Annotated in this window: 17 protein-coding genes; 8 read left to right on the top strand and 9 right to left on the bottom strand. The window is 65.6% G+C overall.

Annotated features, from left to right (window positions below):
- Window positions 1-7: 7 nt before the first annotated feature.
- From WQQ_RS15100 to WQQ_RS15085, 4 genes are all read left to right on the top strand, one after another.
- Window positions 8-739 carry a DUF502 domain-containing protein gene (locus WQQ_RS15100; protein WP_007186086.1) on the top strand — a complete coding sequence of 244 codons (732 nt, stop codon included), beginning with the start codon at window positions 8-10 and terminating at the stop codon, window positions 737-739.
- Between the two features lie 16 nt (window positions 740-755).
- The gene (locus WQQ_RS15095; RefSeq protein ID WP_007186085.1) at window positions 756-2,018 is read left to right on the top strand and encodes an MFS transporter; all 1,263 of its coding nucleotides are present in this window, start codon (window positions 756-758) and stop codon (window positions 2,016-2,018) included.
- Window positions 2,015-2,602, top strand: coding sequence for an acyl carrier protein phosphodiesterase (locus tag WQQ_RS23145; protein ID WP_007186084.1), 588 nt, complete (start codon window positions 2,015-2,017; stop codon window positions 2,600-2,602). Before WQQ_RS15095 ends, WQQ_RS23145 begins: the two co-directional genes overlap by 4 nt.
- Before the next feature lie 90 nt (window positions 2,603-2,692).
- The gene (locus WQQ_RS15085; protein ID WP_007186083.1) at window positions 2,693-3,172 is read left to right on the top strand and encodes a hotdog fold domain-containing protein; all 480 of its coding nucleotides are present in this window, start codon (window positions 2,693-2,695) and stop codon (window positions 3,170-3,172) included.
- Here the strand turns inward: WQQ_RS15085 and WQQ_RS15080 are convergent.
- From WQQ_RS15080 to WQQ_RS15065, 4 genes are all read right to left on the bottom strand, one after another.
- Window positions 3,169-4,509, bottom strand: a complete 1,341-nt coding sequence (locus WQQ_RS15080) for a CitMHS family transporter (RefSeq protein ID WP_007186082.1) — start codon at window positions 4,507-4,509, stop codon at window positions 3,169-3,171. The genes WQQ_RS15085 and WQQ_RS15080 overlap by 4 nt on opposite strands.
- 134 nt (window positions 4,510-4,643) lie before the next feature.
- Window positions 4,644-5,720 (bottom strand): ABC transporter substrate-binding protein, encoded by a 1,077-nt coding sequence (locus WQQ_RS15075; RefSeq protein ID WP_007186081.1) that lies wholly within the window; start codon window positions 5,718-5,720, stop codon window positions 4,644-4,646.
- Complete coding sequence (locus WQQ_RS15070) at window positions 5,717-7,042, bottom strand: sensor histidine kinase N-terminal domain-containing protein (protein ID WP_083844611.1); 1,326 nt, start codon at window positions 7,040-7,042, stop codon at window positions 5,717-5,719. The genes WQQ_RS15075 and WQQ_RS15070 overlap by 4 nt, the downstream gene beginning before the upstream one ends.
- Before the next feature lie 73 nt (window positions 7,043-7,115).
- A complete protein-coding gene (locus tag WQQ_RS15065; RefSeq protein ID WP_040454202.1) occupies window positions 7,116-7,799 on the bottom strand; it encodes a response regulator in 684 nt (227 codons plus the stop codon).
- 125 nt (window positions 7,800-7,924) lie between these two features.
- Between WQQ_RS15065 and WQQ_RS15060 the strand changes: the two genes are divergently transcribed.
- Both WQQ_RS15060 and WQQ_RS15055 read left to right on the top strand, forming a co-directional pair.
- Window positions 7,925-9,145: an OprO/OprP family phosphate-selective porin gene (locus WQQ_RS15060; protein WP_007186078.1), complete on the top strand. Its 1,221-nt coding sequence runs from the start codon at window positions 7,925-7,927 to the stop codon at window positions 9,143-9,145.
- A 46-nt stretch (window positions 9,146-9,191) separates the two neighbouring features.
- Entirely contained in the window at window positions 9,192-9,884 is a 693-nt protein-coding gene (locus tag WQQ_RS15055; protein ID WP_040454599.1) for a TerC family protein, read from the top strand.
- Window positions 9,885-9,893: 9 nt separating this feature from the next.
- Here WQQ_RS15055 and yihG read toward each other — a convergent pair whose 3' ends face one another.
- Entirely contained in the window at window positions 9,894-10,805 is a 912-nt protein-coding gene (gene yihG / locus WQQ_RS15050) for a 1-acylglycerol-3-phosphate O-acyltransferase, YihG family (protein WP_007186076.1), read from the bottom strand.
- Window positions 10,806-10,918: 113 nt separating this feature from the next.
- A complete protein-coding gene (locus WQQ_RS15045; protein WP_007186075.1) occupies window positions 10,919-11,470 on the bottom strand; it encodes a protease complex subunit PrcB family protein in 552 nt (183 codons plus the stop codon).
- 45 nt (window positions 11,471-11,515) lie between these two features.
- Here WQQ_RS15045 and tfpB point away from each other — a divergent pair, with 45 nt between their 5' ends.
- Window positions 11,516-13,297, top strand: coding sequence for a type IV pilus assembly ATPase TfpB (gene tfpB / locus WQQ_RS15040; RefSeq protein WP_007186074.1), 1,782 nt, complete (start codon window positions 11,516-11,518; stop codon window positions 13,295-13,297).
- A gap of 46 nt (window positions 13,298-13,343) precedes the next feature.
- Here tfpB and WQQ_RS15035 read toward each other — a convergent pair whose 3' ends face one another.
- From WQQ_RS15035 to WQQ_RS15025, 3 genes are all read right to left on the bottom strand, one after another.
- Window positions 13,344-15,836, bottom strand: a complete 2,493-nt coding sequence (locus tag WQQ_RS15035; protein ID WP_237715066.1) for a DUF1302 domain-containing protein — start codon at window positions 15,834-15,836, stop codon at window positions 13,344-13,346.
- 216 nt (window positions 15,837-16,052) lie between these two features.
- Window positions 16,053-17,330, bottom strand: a complete 1,278-nt coding sequence (gene purD / locus WQQ_RS15030) for a phosphoribosylamine--glycine ligase (protein ID WP_040454598.1) — start codon at window positions 17,328-17,330, stop codon at window positions 16,053-16,055.
- Window positions 17,331-17,468: 138 nt separating this feature from the next.
- Complete coding sequence (locus tag WQQ_RS15025; RefSeq protein WP_007186070.1) at window positions 17,469-17,714, bottom strand: hypothetical protein; 246 nt, start codon at window positions 17,712-17,714, stop codon at window positions 17,469-17,471.
- Window positions 17,715-17,857: 143 nt separating this feature from the next.
- Between WQQ_RS15025 and WQQ_RS15020 the strand changes: the two genes are divergently transcribed.
- Window positions 17,858-18,754 (top strand): phosphoribosylaminoimidazolesuccinocarboxamide synthase, encoded by an 897-nt coding sequence (locus WQQ_RS15020; protein WP_007186069.1) that lies wholly within the window; start codon window positions 17,858-17,860, stop codon window positions 18,752-18,754.
- The last annotated feature ends 22 nt before the right edge of the window (window positions 18,755-18,776 follow it).

The raw sequence follows: 18,776 nt of genomic DNA, 5'->3' as shown, positions 1-18,776 counted from the left end.
AGACGACATGAAGATCGACTGGTCCAAGATCAATCTGCTCACGCCCGGAACCAACATCCCGAGCTGGCGCAAGTTCTCGCGCACCTTCTTCACGGGCCTGCTCGCGGTGCTGCCGATCATGGTGACCTTCGCCGTGATCCTCTGGCTCATCGGGGCGGCGGATACCTTCTTCGGCGGCTTCGTGCGCTGGCTCATGCCGAACGCCGGCAGCTGGCCGGGCGCCGGATTGCTGATGTCGCTGGTACTGATCTTCATCATCGGCCTGCTCATGCAGGCGGTGTTCTTCCGCGAGTTCATCAAGTGGATCGAAGACCAGCTCGAGCGCGTGCCGCTGATCAAGACCGTCTACAGCGCCGTGCGCGACCTGACCGGCTTCTTCTCGAAGAAGGACGACAGCGCGTTCGGCAAGGTGGTGATGGTGAATCTGCCGAACCTGCCGTTTCGCATGCTCGGCTTCATCACCGTCGAAGACCTCACCAAGTTCGGTCTGGCGGACGATCACGATCAAGTGGCCGTCTACCTGCCGATGAGCTATCAGATCGGCGGCTACACGATCATGCTGCCGCGTTCGCTGCTCACCGAAGTCGACATGAGCTTCGAAGATGCGATGCGCTTTCTGATCACCGCAGGACTTTCGCGTGTCGGCGACGAGAGCAAGGGCACATCGGCGATCGTCCTGCCACCAAGCGTCGGACCGACGCCGGGCCCGAATCCTACGCGTCAGCCGCCAAAGCTTTGAGCACCACCTTCGTCGCGTGAGCACACCGACCCGCCGTGCGCTCACGCTGACTCCGAAGCCCGCCTACACGCTCGCGCTGCTGACCGGGCTCTACGCCGCTCAGGGCATTCCGTTCGGCTTCTTCAGCCAGGCGCTGCCGGTGCTGCTGCGCGAAGCCGGGATGTCGCTCAAGGCGATCAGCCTGAGCTCGCTGCTGTTCCTGCCGTGGGCCCTGAAATTCCTGTGGGGGCCGTTCGTCGACCAGGTCGGCAAGCCGCGCAGCTGGCTGCTGCCCTTGCAGCTGTGCACCGCAGGGGGTGCCGCCGCCTTGTCGCTCGTGGATCTGTCGCAGGGCTTCGCAATGCTGTTCGCGGCCTTGTTCGTCTTCAGCCTGTTCGCCTCGGTGCAGGACGTGGTCACCGACAGCATCGCCGTGCGCCTGCTCGATTCGCGCCAGCGCGGGCTCGGCAACGGCATACAGGTCGGCGCGTATCGCATCGGCATGGTGTTCGGCGGCGGCTTGCTGCTCTACGTCTACGCCAGGCTCGGCTCCGCGACGATGTTCCTGTCGATGTCCATGCTGTTGCTGCTGAGTTCGATGCCGGTGCTGTGGCTGCGCCTCGGCAAGGCCGACGCGGCGGCGGCGCGCACGTCTGCACGCGAACTCGCGGGGGGCTGGTGGTTGCGCCTGCGCGAGCCCGGCGTGATCGGCTTCGTCGCGCTGATCGCGGCCTACAAGTTCGGCGACACCATGGGCGCTTCGCTGGTCGGCCCGTTCATGCGCGACTACGGTTTGAGCAAGGAGGCGATCGCGATCATCAAGGGCAGCGTCGGATCGAGCTGTGGCCTGGCGGGCGCGGCGCTCGGCGGCTGGCTCGCGTTCCGCCTGCCGCGGCGCACGGTGCTGCTCGCGTTCGGCATCGCGCAGACCGCGAGCCTGGCGCTCTACGCAGCCGCGGCCCAGCGCATCGGCGGCGAGCCGATGATCTGGGCTGCCTGCATCGCAGAACACCTGCTCGGCGGCATGGCGACGGTCGCGCTGTTCGCCCTGATGATGGACGCGAGCGATGCGCGGCACGCCGGCACCGATTACAGCCTCTACGCCTGCGCGATCGTCTGCGTGCAAGGCGTCGCCGGATTCGTCGGCGCGGCGATCGGCGATGCCGGCGGCTACACGCTGGTGTTCATCGTCTCGACGGTGGCGTCGGCGCTCGGCTGCGCTGCGCTCGTGGTCGGACTCGATCGCGGCGTCGGACCCGGCTTGCTGCGCGACGTCTGGGCCGTGCGTTCGAGCACATGAACTACCTCGTCCACCTGCTGATCGCCGATCGCGTCGGTGCCGATCTGGCCGGCGCCGTACTCGGCGATTTCGTGCGCGGCTCCGACCTCGCCCGCTTTCCGCAGCCGATCGCCGATTCGATCCGCCTGCACCGGCGCATCGATGCGCTGACCGACCATCATCCGCTGCGACTCGCGGCCGTCGGACGCTTCATCGCGGGGCCGCGGCGCTATGCGCCGGTGATCCTCGACGTGCTGAGCGATCACGCGCTCGCAATCGAGTGGGCGCGCTATTCAGCAGACGATTTCACGCATTTCTGCGAGCGATGCGCGATCGCAGTGGCCGATGCCAGCGACTGGTTCGAAGGCCCACGCAAACCGGACAGGCCGGGCTTCACAGCCCTGCTGCAAAGTTACGCGGAACCCGCGGGCATCGACCTGGCGCTGCGGCGCATCGCGCATCGGCTCAAGCGAGCACAGCCGATGCGCGACGCCAGCGCCGGATGGCGCGCGCATCTGCCTGCACTTTCGGCCGAATTACCGGAGCTTCTGGGCGATCTGATCGCCGCAGCGAGCAGGTTTCAAACTCAGGCCGCAGGCCGGTAACCGTCGCGCCAGCGCATCGCGCCTTTATTGCCGTTCACCGTTCACGCCCGCATCGTCACAATCGGCACAGCTCTCTTCTCACCGACGACCATGACCGACACCCCGATCGCCCTGCGCAGCTGGAACACGCTGTCGAAGCTGCCGCTCGGTGCGCAGCTGTTCACGCGCGCCATCTGCATGAAAGCGCCCTACTTCGCGAGCATCAAACCGCGCTTCGTCGAACTCGCGTTCGGCCATTGCGTGGCGACCGTGAAGAAACATCGCGCCATCACCAATCATCTCGGCGGAGTGCACGCGATCGCGCTGTGCAATCTGGCCGAACTCGTCGGCGGCATCATGACCGAGGCCAGCGTACCGACGACGCATCGCTGGATTCCCAAAGGCATGACGGTGGAATACCTCAAGAAAGCCAACACCGACGTGCGCGGCATCGCGCGCTTCGACAAGGAGCCGGTGTTCGGCGATCAGGGCTTCGAGCTGCCTGCGCATGTCGAGATCGTCGATCGCGCAGGCGATGCGGTGTTTCGCGGGGTGATCACGATGTGGGTTTCACCCAAGCGCAAACCCTAGCCCGCCGCGGCCACCGAGAAGAACGGAAACAGGCCCAGCGCGAGGCAAGCGATCAGCATCACCACGAAGATGCCCAGCGCCCACTTGAGCGTGTAACGCTGATGGTCCGCGAACTCGACGCCGGCCAGGCCGACGAGCAGATATGTCGATGGCACCAGCGGACTCAGCAGATGCACGGTCTGGCCGACCAGCGAAGCGCGGCCGATCTCCGCGGCGCTGATGCCATAAGCTCTGGCCGCATCCGCAACGATCGGTAGCACGCCGTAGTAGAAGGCGTCGTTGGACATGAAGAACGTGAACGGGACACTCGCGATCGCGGTGATCGGCGCCAGATAAGGCCCCCAGGCCTGGGGCAGCACGGCGAGGAAGCTCTTCGACATCGCCTCGACCATGCCGGTGCCCGACAGGATGCCCGTGAACACACCGGCCGCGAAGATCATCGCCACCACGGGCAAGGCATTCTGTGCATGAAACGACACGCGCTCGCGCTGCAGATCGAGCTGCGGATAGTTGATGATCACCGCAAGCGTGAAGCCGATCATGAACAGCACCGGCAGCGGCAACCGGCCGATGATCAGCGCCGCGAGCAGCGCGATCGTGAGCAAGGCGTTGATCCACAGATTCTGCGGACGGCGCAATCGCGCTTTGTCGGAGGCGGTCGATGCGGCACCCGACTCATCTGCATCAGGCTGCGCATACGCGCTGTCCTGCGGCAGGCGAACGCGTGCGATACGGCGGCGTTCTGACAGGCCGATGAAGTACGCGAGCACCGCGAGCGCGACCAGGCTGACGCCCATCGCCGGAATCATCGGCACGAACAATTCGCCCGCATCGAGATGCAGCGTCGCCGCAACGCGAGCGGTCGGCCCGCCCCAAGGCAGCAGATTCATGATGCCGCCCGCGAGGATCGTCACACCGGTCAGCGCGAGCGCGTTCATGCCGAGCCGCTTGTACAAGGGCAGCATCGCGGACACCGTGATCATGTACGTGGTGGAGCCATCGCCGTCGAGCGAGACCACCGCCGCGAGGATCAGCGTACCCATCACGACCTTCAGCGGGTCGCCCTTCACCACCGCGAGGATGCGCGAGACGATCGGATCGAACAGGCCCGCGTCGATCATGATGCCGAAGTACAGGATCGCGAACGTGAGCATCACGCCGGTGGGCGCGAGCTTCTTGATTCCGTCGAGCATCATGTCGCCGAGCCCGGCCTGGAACCCCGCCGCCAGCCCGAACAGAATCGGGATCAGGATCAGAGCCGTGAGCGGCGACAGCCGCTTGCTCATGATCAGGAACATGAAAGTCGCCACCATGCCGAAACCCAATGCGGTCAGCATGTCTTGTCTCCTCGTCGTCGCGCCATTCTTTATGAGCACCATTACGTATTCGCACGCAATGCCACTCTCGATTTTGCGCCAGCTTTTTCCGGCGTCTGCAGCGAGTCTAGGAACGGCTGCCTGTCATCGACCTGTCAGCGTTGTGCGGGCAGGCCTTCGTGCTGCATGGCCGCATCCCAGGTTTCCAGGAAATGCCGGCGCTTGAGCGCGTCGAGATAGACGAGCAAGCCGGGGCCGAGCGGAATCGCGCGTTCGGTCGCTCCGGCGCCCGCCGGTGTATCGCGGCTGTCGGTATCGATGCGCAACGGCGGCAGTGGCGATTGGCCCGCCATGAAGCGCTGGCCTTTGAGCGACAGTAGGTAGTCGACGAAACGCCGCGCGGCGCCGACGCGCCTGGCCGTGCGCGGAATCATCACCGTGCGCATGAGCACCTGCGTGTAGTCCGCGAGCGGCATGATGCCGATCGGCGCGCCTGCGTCGATGTGCTTCTGCGCATAGGCGCCGAGCACGTTGTAGGCGAGCACGATCTCGCCACGGGCGACTCGATCGAGCAAGGCGCGTGATTGATCGAGCAGCACCGCCTGATTGTCCCCGAGCGCCGCGGTCAGTGCGCCTGAAATGCTGCTGAGCCGCGCATCCTGGCTCGCAAGCAGGTAGCCGATACCGCTGCGCCGCACGTCGTAAGTGCCGATCCTTCCACGCAGCGGACGCTCGGGGTCGCGCAGCAGGGTCAGCAATTCGTAACGCGTGCGTGGCAGCTTCTTCACGTCCATGAGCTTGCGGTTGTAGACGAGAACCGCAGGCTCGTAGCTGTAGCCGAACAGTTCGTCGCGCCACTGCGCCCATGTCTGCAAGGCCCGAGTCTGCTCGGAGACATAGGTTTGAGCCCAACCGTCGTTGACGAGCTGGACCTGCAAATCCATCGCCGAACTCATGATCACGTCGGCACCGTCTTCGCTGTCCTTTCCGCGCAGGTAGTGCTCGCGCAGCTTCAGCGTCGTGAACTCGTGATAGCGCACGGCCAGATCCGGATTGGCCTGCAGAAAATCGGCGACGATCGGCTCGACATCGACCGTGTCGTTGGCGCCGAACAACGAAAGCGTCGTCGTCGGCCGGCCTTGCGCTGGCGAGAACAGCGTCACGTCGCCCGGGTCTGCGGCGGCCATCTGCGGCAACAGCGCAAGCCCGACGATGACCAGCGCGCGCCTCATGCCGAGCCTCGTGGAAGCTCGATGCGGATGCGCAAGCCACCGCCTTCGCGATCGTGCAAGCTCACCGTTCCTCCATGGCTCTCGGCGACGCGGCGCACGATGGCCAGGCCCAGGCCGGCTCCGCCGGGTTTCGCCGTGCTGCCGCGGGAAAAGCGTTCGAATACCGTTGCGCGCTCGGCTTGTGCGATACCGGGCCCTCGATCGGCCACTTCGATGCGATAAGCCGAACCGTGCGCGTAGAGCCGCAGCGCCAGGTCCGGCTCGTTCGCGGGTGCTTCGCCGCAGCCATAGCGCAGCGCGTTATCGACGAGATTCTTGATCGCCTCGCGCAGCATCATCGCATCGCCCTGGATCTGCGCGTCCTCCGCTTCGCAATCGAAGCGCACGCGCAAATCGGCATCGGCGCGCGGAAGGCTGTCGCGCAGCGCCTGGCGCACGACATCGGCGAGCAGCACCTCGTCGAAGCAACGCAGATCGGCACGGTGAATCACCGCAGCGTCGCTGAGCAATTGATTGACCAGCCGCGTGAGCCGCGTGGCCTGGTCTTCGACCACGACCACCGCCCGTCTTTGCCGCTCGACATCGTCTTCGTCGAGCGCGTTCTGCGCCTGCGCACGCAGGATCGCGAGCGGCGTGCGGATCTGGTGCGCGGCTTCGGCGATGAACGCGCGCAGAGTGGCGATGTTGAGCGAGAGCCGGCCCATGAAGCGATCGAGCGCATGCACCATCGCCGTCATTTCGACGGGCACCGGCGCCGACACCGGCGACAGATCGGACGGTGAACGCGATAGCAGCTCCTGTTCGATGCGCCGCAACGGCCGCAGCGCGCGATAGACACCGAGCCAGACCGCGCCGAGCGCGAGCAAGGTGAGCGCCGCGATCGGCAGCACCGAGCGCAACACGATGTCGCGCGCGAAAGCTTCGCGCGCACGCCGGGTTTGGCCGATCTGCACGGTCGCCCAGCCGCGCAGGCCCGGTGCTGCGATCCAGCGGCGCAGCATGGCGAAGCGTACGGTTTCGCCGCTGTATTCGGCATCGAAGAACAACGGCGCCTCACCGGCCGGAGTGCGTTTTGGCCACGGCAGATCGCCCTGCCCGGTGACCAGATCACCCTGCGGTCCGGCGATGCGATAGAACACGCGATCCTCGGGCGCCTGCGACAAGGAACTCAGTGACGAATACGGCAGATCGACGCTCAGCTCGCCTTGAATCACCGTGAGCGCTTCGACGATCGACAGCGCCGATGCGGTCAACAGGCGATCGTATGAAAGGTTCGCGGCGCGCGCGCCGTAAGCGCGTGCTGCGGCGAACACGAGCAGCATGCTGATCACGAACACGCCGCCGATGATCGTGAGCAGGCTTCGCCTTATCGAAGGGCTATGCAACGCGCGCGCTCTATTCGTTGACCGGATCGGCCGCAGCTTCGACGATATAGCCCACACCGCGCACGGTGACGATGCTCAAGGGCGCTCCTTCGAGCCTCTTGCGCAGACGCGCGATGTAAAGCTCGATCGCATTCGGCCCGGCCTCATCGTTGAAGCCGAACAAGTGCTCGGCGATGGTCTCCTTGCTCGTGACCTTGCCGATGCGGCCGATCAGGATTTCGAACAGCCGGTATTCGCGATTCGGCAACTCCAGATTGCGTCCATCGAGCAGGGCGCGCTTGGAAGCGCGATCGAACACCAGCGCTCCGATACGCGTGATCCCCGCCGCCACATCCTGCCGCCGACGCAGCAAGGCACGCACGCGCGCATCGAACTCGCGAAAATCGAAAGGCTTGGGCAGGTAATCGTCCGCTCCGATATCGAGCGCCTGCACCCGGTCTTCGATCTCGGAGCGCGCGGTCAGCATCAGCACCGGCGTCTTGTCGCCACGCGAGCGCAACTCGGTCAGCACCGAAGAGCCGTCGCGCTTGGGCAAGCCGATATCGAGCACGATGGCGTCGTAGCGCTGATACGACAGCACCGCGCTCGCGCCTTCGCCATCGCGTTGCCAGTCGACCGCATGACCATCGCGGCGCAGGCGGGTCTCGATCGCCCCGGCGAGTTCGGCTGCGTCTTCCACCAACAAGATTCTCACGTTCGGACCTGTCCGCTGCGCCTGCGATGGACGACAGCTTAGTGACAGACTCCGAACCTAGTCTAGGCACCTCCCGCAGCGACGCAGTTTTTCGAAAGACGTCGCGCGTCTGGAGGAGAAGGCAGATGAAGATTCGCAGCATCGCGGCGCTTTGCGGGTCATTTTTGATCTCGGTCACTGCATTCGACGCGCACGCAGTCGAGGTGCGGACCAACCCCGGCATCCGGGTGCAATCCGATGACGGCATCTTTTCCGCCTATGTCGGCGGCCGCATCCTGATGGACGGCGCGCTCTACGACAACGACGACATCGGCCCCGGAAACGTGCCCGGCATCCAGGCGCGACAGATGCGCATCGAAGTCGGCGGCAGCGCCTACGGCTGGAACTTCACGACCGAGATGGAATTCGCCGATAACGTGCCGGAGCTCATGCTCGGCTTCGTTTCGACGCAGATCGGGCAAGCCGAATTTCGCATCGGCCACATCCTGCCGTACATGACGCTCGATGCGCGCAACAGCTCGTTGCAGGTGACGTTCACCGAGCGCGCACTGCTCACGAGCATGCTCTGGCCGATCTATCGCTGGGGCATGGCGTACACCGGATTCACCGACAAAACCTTCTATCACGCGTCGGTCTACAACCTCGACAACGACGACAGCAAGACCACCGACGGCTGGGGCGCGATCACGCGCATGGGCTTCGACCCGGCCTACAGCGATCGCTCGTCGCTGCACTTCGGTGGCGGCTTCGCGGTCGAGCGATACGGCTACAGCAACGCGCTCGACGAAGAGACCGGCGAGCACGAAGCGCAGGGCGTACGATTGCGCCTGCTACCGGCCGGACGCATCGCCACCGACAGCCGCGTGACGATGATCGAGATCAACAACGGCCGTCGCGTCGATGCGTACAAGTTCGCGCTCGAAACCTCCGGCAGCCGCGGCCGCTGGTCGTATCAGGCCGAATACGGCCGCGGCATTTACGACGACGGCATCGAAGAAGGCGAGCTCTCCGGCTACTACGGCTACGTGAGCTATTTCCTCACCGACGACACCCGCCCCTACGATCACAAGCTCGGGCGCTATGTGCGCGTACGACCGAAAGGCTCGCACGGTGCGTTCGAGATCGCGGCTCGCTATCAGCATGCGCACGGCGAGCAGGGACCGAGCGGCGCCGCGCTCACGCGCGACATCGATATCGACGCGGTGTCGGGCGTCATCAACTGGTATCGCAATCCCTTCGTCCGCTTCACGCTGGACATCACCCACGCCCGCACCGAAGATGCCGTGGCCCAGGCCCGGCTCGACGCCACTACCACCGCGACGTTTCGCGTTCAGCTCGACTACTGATGCTTCAATGCCTCAGCGTCAGGCGCGCGCCATCGACTAAAGAAAAATGGAACACCTGACTCAGTTGGCCCTGGACTCCGAACTGCTGCTGACCATCGCGCAGATCATCCTCATCGACATCCTGCTCGGTGGCGACAACGCCGTGGTCATCGCCCTGGCCTGCCGCAGGCTGCCGCCCGATCTGCGCAACAAGGGCATTTTCTGGGGCATGTTCGGCGCCATCGCGCTGCGCGTGCTGCTGATCTTCTTCGCGCTGCAGTTGTTCACGCTGCCGTTTCTGAAGATCGTCGGCGCGCTGCTGCTGTTCTGGATCGGCATCAAGCTGCTCGCACCCGATGGCGACGACGATCACGCCGACATCCAGGGCAGCTCGCATCTGCTCGGCGCGATTCGTACCGTCATCGTCGCCGACGCGGTCATGAGCATCGACAACGTCGTCGCCATCGCCGGCGCGGCCGATGGACACATCGGCCTGGTCGCATTCGGCATCGCGATCAGCGTTCCGATCATCGTCTGGGGCAGCAAGCTGGTGCTCGCGCTGATGGATCGCTTCCCGTTCGTGATCACGCTCGGCGGTGCCTTGCTCGGCTGGATCGGCGGCGAGATGTGGCTCGGCGACGCTTACCTCGCGCCACGAATCGGCGCGCTGCCGCAATGGGCGCATTACGCGTCGGCAGCCGCCGGAGCGCTGCTCGTGGTGGCGATCGGCAAGCTGCTCGCGCGGCGCCGAGGCGCCTGATCGCCAAGCTCAGCGCTTGGACGCGTATTCCTGCTTGATCGCTTCGATGAGCTGATCCTTCTGCACCCAGATTTCCCCGAGCCAGAGCTGGAAGCGCTTGCGGTACTCCGGGTCGCTCTCGTAGCTGCCGGTGTAGAACTCGTGCGGCACCGTGAGCTGGCGCACTTCGACGACGACGCGACGCACCTTGCCCGACAGCAGGCCCCACAAGCCCTCGACGCCATCGGGATAGACGATGGTGACGTCGAGCATCGAGTTCAGGCGCTCGCCGAGCGCGGACAGCGCGAACGCGAAGCCGCCGGCCTTGGGTCGCAGCAGATGGCGGTACGGCGATTGCTGGCGCGCGCGTTTTTCTTCCGTGAAGCGCGTGCCTTCGAGGAAGTTCAGCACTAGGCCCGGCTGGTTGCGAAAACGTGCGCAGGCGCGGCGCGTGGTTTCGAGATCGGAGCCCTTGAGCGCGGGGTTCTTCTTGATCTGCGAAGGCGTGTGCCGCTTCATGAACGGATAGTCGAGCGCCCACCAGACCGGGCCGAGCACCGGCACCCAGATCAGCTCCTGCTTCAGGAAGAACTTGAAGAACGGCGCGCGCCGGCCGAAGGCCTTGACGAGCACCATGATGTCGTTCCAGGTCTGGTGATTCGAGCAGACCAGGTACTGCCCGTCGGGCTTCACGTCGGCGTGGATGCGCAACTCGTGCTCGACGCCGATCAGGTGCTGGATGAACCAGGTGTTGCAGAACGCCCATTGCTGCGCGAGCCAGGCCATCAGCCGCGAGATGCGATCCCGTGCGCGCGAACCTTCGGGCGTCAGCAGCTTGAACAGAATACCGACGTAGACCGGCACCGCCCAGAACAAGGTATTGACGGCCAGCAGCAGCGACATGATGGTGCCCAGTAGAAAGCCGGGCAGAAAGCGGAGCATGCGATTCCCCTCGAAACGTCTTTCGCCGCGATCTGGCGCGGCGGCACCGGATCGTGGTCCGGCGCTTGGTGAATGAACCGACGCGCCAGCCGGGCGGCGGGTTCGCCGAAACCTTACTGAAGTTGGCTGCCCTGCTGCAGCGAGGCGCGCACCTTGCCGCTCTGGTCGATCAGGCGCAGCGAAGCGAAGTTCATCTGCGGCAGCCGCACGAGCGAGCACGGGCTCGTGATCGCCTGCGTGCTGGCGGCACCCGGCGAAGGCTCGAACACGGTCGCGCGCAGCACCAGGATGTCGTCCTTGAGCCCGGCCTGGCGGCTTACCGCGATGCCGTAGCCGCCACTGTTGCGCTGACCCAGGTCGGCCACCACGTAGGGCCCAAGCGGCAACTCGACATCGCCGCTCAGCGAAACGCCGCGCGTGGCCTCCCAGGCCTTCACCGCCGCCGAATCGGCGAGCAGGGTCAGAGCGCTCGCTTCACCCGGAGCGTTGCAGTAGCTGTCGCTGTCGACTTCGCTGACGATGACCTGGTTTTCCTTGGCCGAAAACCAGCTCGAAAAATCAGGCATCTCGGGCACCCAGCGCGACGACGAGGCGCAGGCGGTCAGCAGCAGTGTGGACAGCGCCGCGCAGAGGCCGGCTTTCCATCCGGAATCGAAAGAGGTCATGGCGTTCGAAGCTTAAAATTTCAGGCCGGATGCTAACGTAATGCGGTGAACAAGTCCGCCACGCCCACCTCCGCCCGCGATCACCGCCTCGACCTCGGCGAGCTGCTCGACGCGCTCGTCGCCGACGGGCTCGTCGACGCTTCGGCCGCGCAGGCGCTGCGCCAGCAGCCGCCGCAGCGACGGCATCCGCTGCAGATCATCGCCGAGTGCGACTGGACGCTGCCTGCCGAGCCTTCGCTGCGGCTCACGCTCGATCGGCTCATGAGCTGGCTGTCCGAGCGCAGCGGCCTGCCCTGGCAGCGCATCGATCCGCTGTCGCTCGACGTCGCCCGCATCACCCAGCTGGTGCCGTACGCCTACGCGGCGCGCGCGCGCATCCTGCCGCTCAAGGTCAGCGCGACCGAGGTCGTCATCGCCACTGCCGAGCCGTACTGGCAGGAATGGGAGCGCGAGCTCGCCCCGCTGCTCAAGCGCGAGATCAAGCGCGTGCTCGCCAACCCCACCGAGCTCGATCGCTACATCGTCGAGTTCTATGCGCTTGCGCGCTCGGTGAAGGCTTCGGCCGACGAGCGCGGACGCCTCGCGCCGGGCAGCGTGCAGAACCTCGAGCAGCTCACCGAGCTCGGGCGCAGCGGCAAGCTCACGGCCGACGATCAACACGTGGTCGGCATCGTCGACTGGCTGCTGCAATACGCGTTCGAACAGCGCGCGAGCGACATCCACCTGGAGCCGCGGCGCGAACGCGGCAACATCCGCTTTCGCATCGACGGCGTGCTGCACGAGGTCTATCAGGTTCCGGCGTCGGTGATGCCGGCGGTGACCAGCCGCCTGAAGATCCTCGGCCGGCTCGACGTGGCCGAGAAGCGCAAGCCGCAGGACGGACGCATCAAGACGCGCGCGCCGGGCGGCAAGGAGATCGAGCTGCGCGTCTCGAGCCTGCCGACGGCCTTCGGCGAGAAGATCGTCATGCGCATCTTCGATCCCGAAGTGCTGTTGCGCGATTTCTCGCAGCTCGGTTTCTCCAGCGAAGATGCACCGCGCTGGCAGCAGATGATCCGCCAGCCGCACGGCATCATCCTGGTGACCGGCCCGACCGGCTCGGGCAAGACGACGACGCTCTATTCCACGCTGCGCCAGCTCGCCACGCCCGAGGTCAACGTCTGCACGATCGAAGACCCGATCGAACTCGTCGAGCCGAGCTTCAACCAGATGCAGGTGCACGCGGCGATCGATCTCGGTTTCGCGGCCGGCGTGCGCGCGCTGCTTCGACAGGATCCGGACATCATCATGGTCGGCGAAATTCGCGATCTGGAGACCGCCGAGAACGCGATCCAGGCCGCGCTGACCGGGCATCTGGTGCTGTCGACGCTGCACACCAACGATGCGCCGAGCGCCGTCACGCGCCTGCTCGAACTCGGCGTCGCGCCGTATCTGGTCAAGGCGACCTTGCTCGGCGTGCTCGCGCAGCGGCTGGTGCGCCAGCTGTGCCCGCATTGCAAGAAGCCGGTGGCACCGAACGCGACGCAGTGGAGCGAGCTCACGGGCCGCTGGCCGCTCGCGTTGCCCGCGCAAATCCACGAGCCCGCGGGCTGTCTCGAATGCCGCGAAACCGGTTATCTTGGCCGCTGCGGAATCTACGAGATCATGCCGCTGTCACCCGGCATCAAGGCGATGATCGGCAACGACACCGACCTGGGCGCCCTGCGCGCGGCTGCGTTCCGCGACGGCATGACCCCGCTGCGCATCGCCGGCGGACAGCAGGTGATCGCCGGCAATACCTCGATCGCCGAAGTGCTGCGCAGTTCGCCGGAGCCGCAGACGGAATGAGCCGCTCTGCATTCCTCTCCCTCAGGGAGAGGGTTTCGCAGAACGATCAGAACTGATACCGAAGGAACGCCTGCGAATAATCGCGATCGCGATAGAGGTTGGTGTAGCCGCCGCCCCAGAACCAGGCGTAGCCGAGCCCGAGCGAGAGGCCGTCGCGATAGCGCGTTTCGACCACCACCTGCGCCTGCTTGCGATCCTCGACGAAGTTCTCGGCCGGTCCCGGCGCGGTGCCGTTGACGTCGTGGCCGAACAAAATGAACGGCTGGATGCTGATGCCCGGCAACACGCTTTCGTACTTGATGATCGCGATCAGGCGATACCCCCACGAGAACTTGTCGACCAGATCGTCGAGATTGGCCTGATGCGGGTTGAAGCGCGCGCCGTCCGGACCGATGCTGCAGGTCGGGTTCGTCGAACAGGCCTGGCGCGAGCCATCCGCGCCGCTGCCGTCGGCACCGGCGCTCGCGTGGTAGTAGACGCCGGGCGATTCGATTTGCAGGCGATCGTAGGACGGCAAGCCCGGAACGTGCGTCGCGCCCACTTCACCGACGATCTGGATCTGGTCCGCGCCGATCGGGTTTTCGGTGGAGCTCAGCACACGCGTGAGGCCGAGGTTGTACTGCAGCACGTCGAAGCGCTCGTAGCCGCGGATATAGCTGTTGGCCGGATTGTTGCCGATGGCGCCGCCGCGATACGGAATGATGAAGCTCGGGAACGAACGCGCCGAACCCGGCGCGCCGCCGACGATCAGGTTGATGGTGTCGTTGTAACCCTCGACGCCCGGGCCCGGAATGAAGTCGCTGCTGCCATAGGTGATCTGGTTGCCGTTGGCGTCGATGCCGCGACCCGCGGTGGTGCCCGCGCAGCCGAGATCGCGGTCGTGGCAGCGCGTCAGCGACGGGCCTGCGGCGGCGAATTCGAGATCGGTGATCGCCACCTGCAGCGGCAGGTTCGGCCGGTACGCGATTTCACCCTGGAACGAGTAGTCGCCGTAAGCCGTGTTGAAGCTCACGCCGTAGAGCTGGATGTTCTCGGGATAGTCGAAGAACACTTCGCCGGTATCGAGCGGCACCGCGTCGGACATCGGCTGGCCGGGGTTGGGCACGATCGCCGCGAGCAGGCCGCCGAGATCGGTGCCGAGATCGGCGAGCGAGGCCGGGTTGCTCGCCACCATGATGCCCGCCTGCTGCAACACCGCCGCGAGCGACTGCGCGTTGTACGCCGGCAGGTTGTTGCAGTACTTGAAGAACTCGAGCGTGTTGGTCGCGTCCTTGCCGTAGGCATTGCCGCCGGCTCGCGCGCAGCTCGCGTCGACCGAATTGAAGCTCACGTACGGCAGGCGCGAGTGGTAATTCATGAAGTAGAAGCCGAACTCGGTGCCGCTGTTGATGTTCTCGGCGTAGTACTTGAGCGAGAAGCCGAACTGCCCGCCGTTGCGCGGCTCCAGATCGCGGCCGCGCTGCGCGCGCGTGGTGGTCGGCGTGATCAGCGCGAGCGGGCTGTTGAGCGGATGACCGAGCGCATCGCTGTCGTCGGCGGAGCCGCCGAAGCTCAGGTTCGCGTAATCGCCGGCGTTGTTGGTGCCGAGGTCGGCGAACGACATGTAGCTGCCGGTGGCCGGCGCTTCCAGCGGACGCCATTCGAACTGGTAGAACACTTCGTACTGGATGTTCGCGAAGGCATCGCCGCTGAAGGTCAGCATGCCGACCGGCTGGAACACTTCCTCGAGCTGCTGGCCGACGCGATAGAGGTTGTTGGCATTCGGCGGATTGATCTGGTTGAGGCTGTTGACGACCAGCGTGGTGCTCTCGCCCCAGTTCAGATTCTGGCGGCCGACTTTCCAGTTGATGGTCTTGCCTTCCCAGATATCGAAGGAGCCGAACAGGTTCAGGTCCATGAGCTGAAAATCGGTGCCGATCTGCCGCAGCGTCTCGCCGTCGCTGCGCTTGATGCGTTCGTAGCCGCCCGGGCCGTAGACGCGATCGAAGTAGCGGTTGGCGACGTTGCCGGTTCCCGAAAAACCCACACGGTCGGCGTTTCCGGGCGTGATGATGTTGGGCCGCGTTTCGTCGAAGTTGTTGTTGACGGCGTCGTAGAAATACAGCCAGCGCGCGAACAGGCCTACATCGCCCCAATGCAGCGTGAGGTCTTGCGTGGCCTTGGCGACGGCCTGGGTGACGTCGCCCTTGTCGTAGTTGAGATTGCCGTCGTCGGCGCGCATGCCCGAGGCGCCCGGCGCGGCGACGAGCCTCTCGGCCGGAAAGATCTGGTCGCGGAACACGGCCTGGCAGGACTGGTAATTGACCCCGCCGACGATGCCGCAGACGTTCGGATCGAGGTTGCTCTTGGCGACCAGGTTGTCCGCACGGCTTTCCATGCGCCAGGCCGCGCCGACCGTGAGATTGGTGTTGAGAGTGCCGCTGATCTCGCCGAGGCTGACATCGAGTGCGCGAGCCGGCCCCGATGCGCCCAGCAGCACCACTCCGAGAACGATCGCGCAGGCACCCGCGCCGCCTGCGTGCATCAACCGACGCTTCAAGCGAACTCCCTTCATCCGAGTCTCCTTCTCGTGAGCGTCGGATTCTAGGCGGGTTCAGTGCAAAGTCGGTTTGACTCTCGCGCCGCTGCGCAATGGCAAAAATGTCGATCCGCACCGATCGCACATACGCTGCGATCGATCACAGTCATGGTGATCGGACGGTGCCGGATGGCGATGGATCGCAGTGGCGGCGATGGCCGCCACTGCGCAGAAAACTCAGATGCGACCGAGCGCCCGATGCGCGATGTCGCGGCGGAACTGCAACCCGCGCCAGCTGATCTTGTCGACCGCCGCATACGCCGTCGCACGCGCGGTCGCGATATCGCGACCCTTGGCGACGACGCACAGCACGCGGCCGCCGGACGTCACCACCTGGCCATCGCGCTCGGCGGTGCCGGCGTGGAAGACTTTGGCGGCGCCGAGATCGGCGCCGAGGCCGTTGATGACATCGCCCTTCTCGACCGTGCCCGGATAGCCCGCCGCTGCAAGCACCACGCCGATCGCCGGCTCGGCGCTCCAGCGCACGTTCACCTGATCGAGCTTGCGATCGAGTGCCGCCTGCAGCAGATCGAGCAGGTCGGATTCCAGGCGAACCATGATCGGCTGCGTCTCCGGGTCGCCCATGCGCGTGTTGAATTCGAGCACCTTCACGCGCTCCTGCTTGTCGATCATCAGGCCCGCGTACAGAAAGCCCGTGAACGGCCGGCCTTCGGCGCGCATGCCGGCCAGCGTCGGCTCGATGACTTCGCGGCAGACGCGCTCGTAGACGGCCTGCGTCACCACCGGCGCCGGCGAATACGCACCCATGCCGCCGGTGTTCGGGCCCTGGTCGCCATCGAAGATGCGCTTGTGGTCCTGCGAGGTTTCGAGCGGCACGTACTGCGATTCGCCGGCGACGACGATGAAGCTCGCTTCTTCACCGTCGAGAAAATCTTCGATCACCACGCGGGCGCCGGCCTTGCCGAGCAGGCTGCCGCCGAGCATGTCGCGCACCGCGGCAGCGGCCTCTTCGACCGTGGTCGCAACGACCACGCCCTTGCCCGCGGCGAGGCCGTCGGCCTTGACCACGATCGGGGCGCCGCGCTCGTCGATGTAGGCGAGCGCCGCATCGACATCGGTGAAGACCTGGTACTGCGCGGTCGGAATCCTGTGGCGGGCGAGGAAATCCTTCGAGAAGGCCTTCGACGCTTCGAGCTGGGCGGCATCGCGGCTGGGCCCGAAGATGCGCAGGCCGGCGGCCTCGAATGCATCGACCACGCCGAGCGAGAGCGGCACTTCGGGGCCGACGACGGTCAGGCCCACCTGCTCGCTGCGTGCGAGCGCGACGAGCCCGGCGATGTCCTCGACGGCGACGTTGACGTTGCGGCAGCGAGCCTCGCGTGCGGTGCCCGGGTTGCCCGGAGCGACCACCACCTCGTTGACGTTCGGAGACTGCGCGAGCTTCCACGCCAGCGCGTGCTCGCGCCCGCCCGAACCGATCACCAGAACCTTCATCGCTGCCTTCGTCATCCGTAATCCCCGCCTGTGAGCCCGCTACGGCGCGCCGGAGAGGGCGCCGGAAAAGGCGCATAGGGTAGCGAATGCGGACAGGCGAGTCGCCCGGCGCGGCGGCGTCTCGGCCTTCAGGCGCGCTCAGTCGCGCGAGCGGCGATTGCCCTGGCGACGCTCGGGCGTACCGGGCGGCGGGCCGATGTCCTTCTTGCGACGATCGCCGCGCTCGCCCTCACGTCGCTCGAAACGACGCGTGCTCTTGGGCTTCTTTTGCTCCGGGGAACCCTCGCTGTTGGAGCCCGAGGCAAAGAACAGCGTGTACACGAGATAAAGCAGCACGATCGCCCCGAGCCCGTACAACCCCATCTCCAACAGCATGGTCAGCATCGTTTCATGGCTCCCTGATTGATCCCTCATTATTGCGGATTGCCCGGCCCGGCACCCGCCATGCGAGCGGACGGAAACTGGACCGGCGATCGACCGGGGCGCGCTATCATTCGCCCCTTCTTTCGCCCGCCGACGCCTTCAGCATGTCCAACGCTCCCGCTTCCGCGCTGTTCGAATCCTCCATCGACAGCCTGCCCCGCCTGCATCGCGGCAAGGTTCGCGACATCTACGCCGTCGGCGATGCGCACATGCTCATCGTCACGAGCGACCGGCTCTCGGCCTTCGACGTGATCCTGCCCGACCCGATTCCGGGCAAGGGCGCGGTGCTGACCGCGCTGACCGAATTCTGGATGCGCCGTTTCAGCAGCCTGCTGCCCAATCAGATGGCGCCCGAAATGCGCCTCGTCGATTGGCTCAAGCCACACGAACTCGCCCAATGCGAAGGCCGTGCCGTGATCGTCAAGAAGCTCAGGGCGCTGCCGATCGAATGCGTGGCGCGCGGCTATCTGATCGGATCGGGCTGGAAGGATTACCAGGCCACCGGCGCGGTCTGCGGCATCCCGCTGCCGGCGGGTCTGAAGATGGCCGACAAGCTGCCCGAACCGATCTTCACGCCGGCCGACAAGGCCCCGGTCGGCAGCCACGACGAGAACATCGATTACGCCGAAGTCGAGAAGCGCATCGGGGCCGACCTCGCCCGCCAGCTGCGCGACACCACGCTGCGCATCTACGCCGAAGCCTCGGCCTACGCGCTGCAGCGCGGCATCATCATCGCCGACACCAAGTTCGAATTCGGCGTCGACGAGGCCGGCACGCTGCACCTGATCGACGAGGTGCTGACGCCGGATTCCTCGCGCTTCTGGCCCGCCGAGACCTACCAGCCCGGCATCAGCCCGCCGAGTTTCGACAAGCAGATCGTCCGCGATTACCTCGAAACCCTGGACTGGAACAAGCAGGCGCCCGGGCCGCATCTGCCTGACGACGTCATCCGGCACACCGGCGATCAGTACCGCAAGGCGCAGCGCCTGCTGACCGCCTGAGCCGCCAGCTCGACACGACGAT

Origin of the sequence: Hydrocarboniphaga effusa AP103, assembly GCF_000271305.1 — a bacterium.
GTDB classification, from domain to species: Bacteria; Pseudomonadota; Gammaproteobacteria; order Nevskiales; family Nevskiaceae; genus Hydrocarboniphaga; species Hydrocarboniphaga effusa.
Note: the sequence above shows the minus strand (reverse complement) of the source record. Positions and strands in the feature narration are given on the sequence as shown.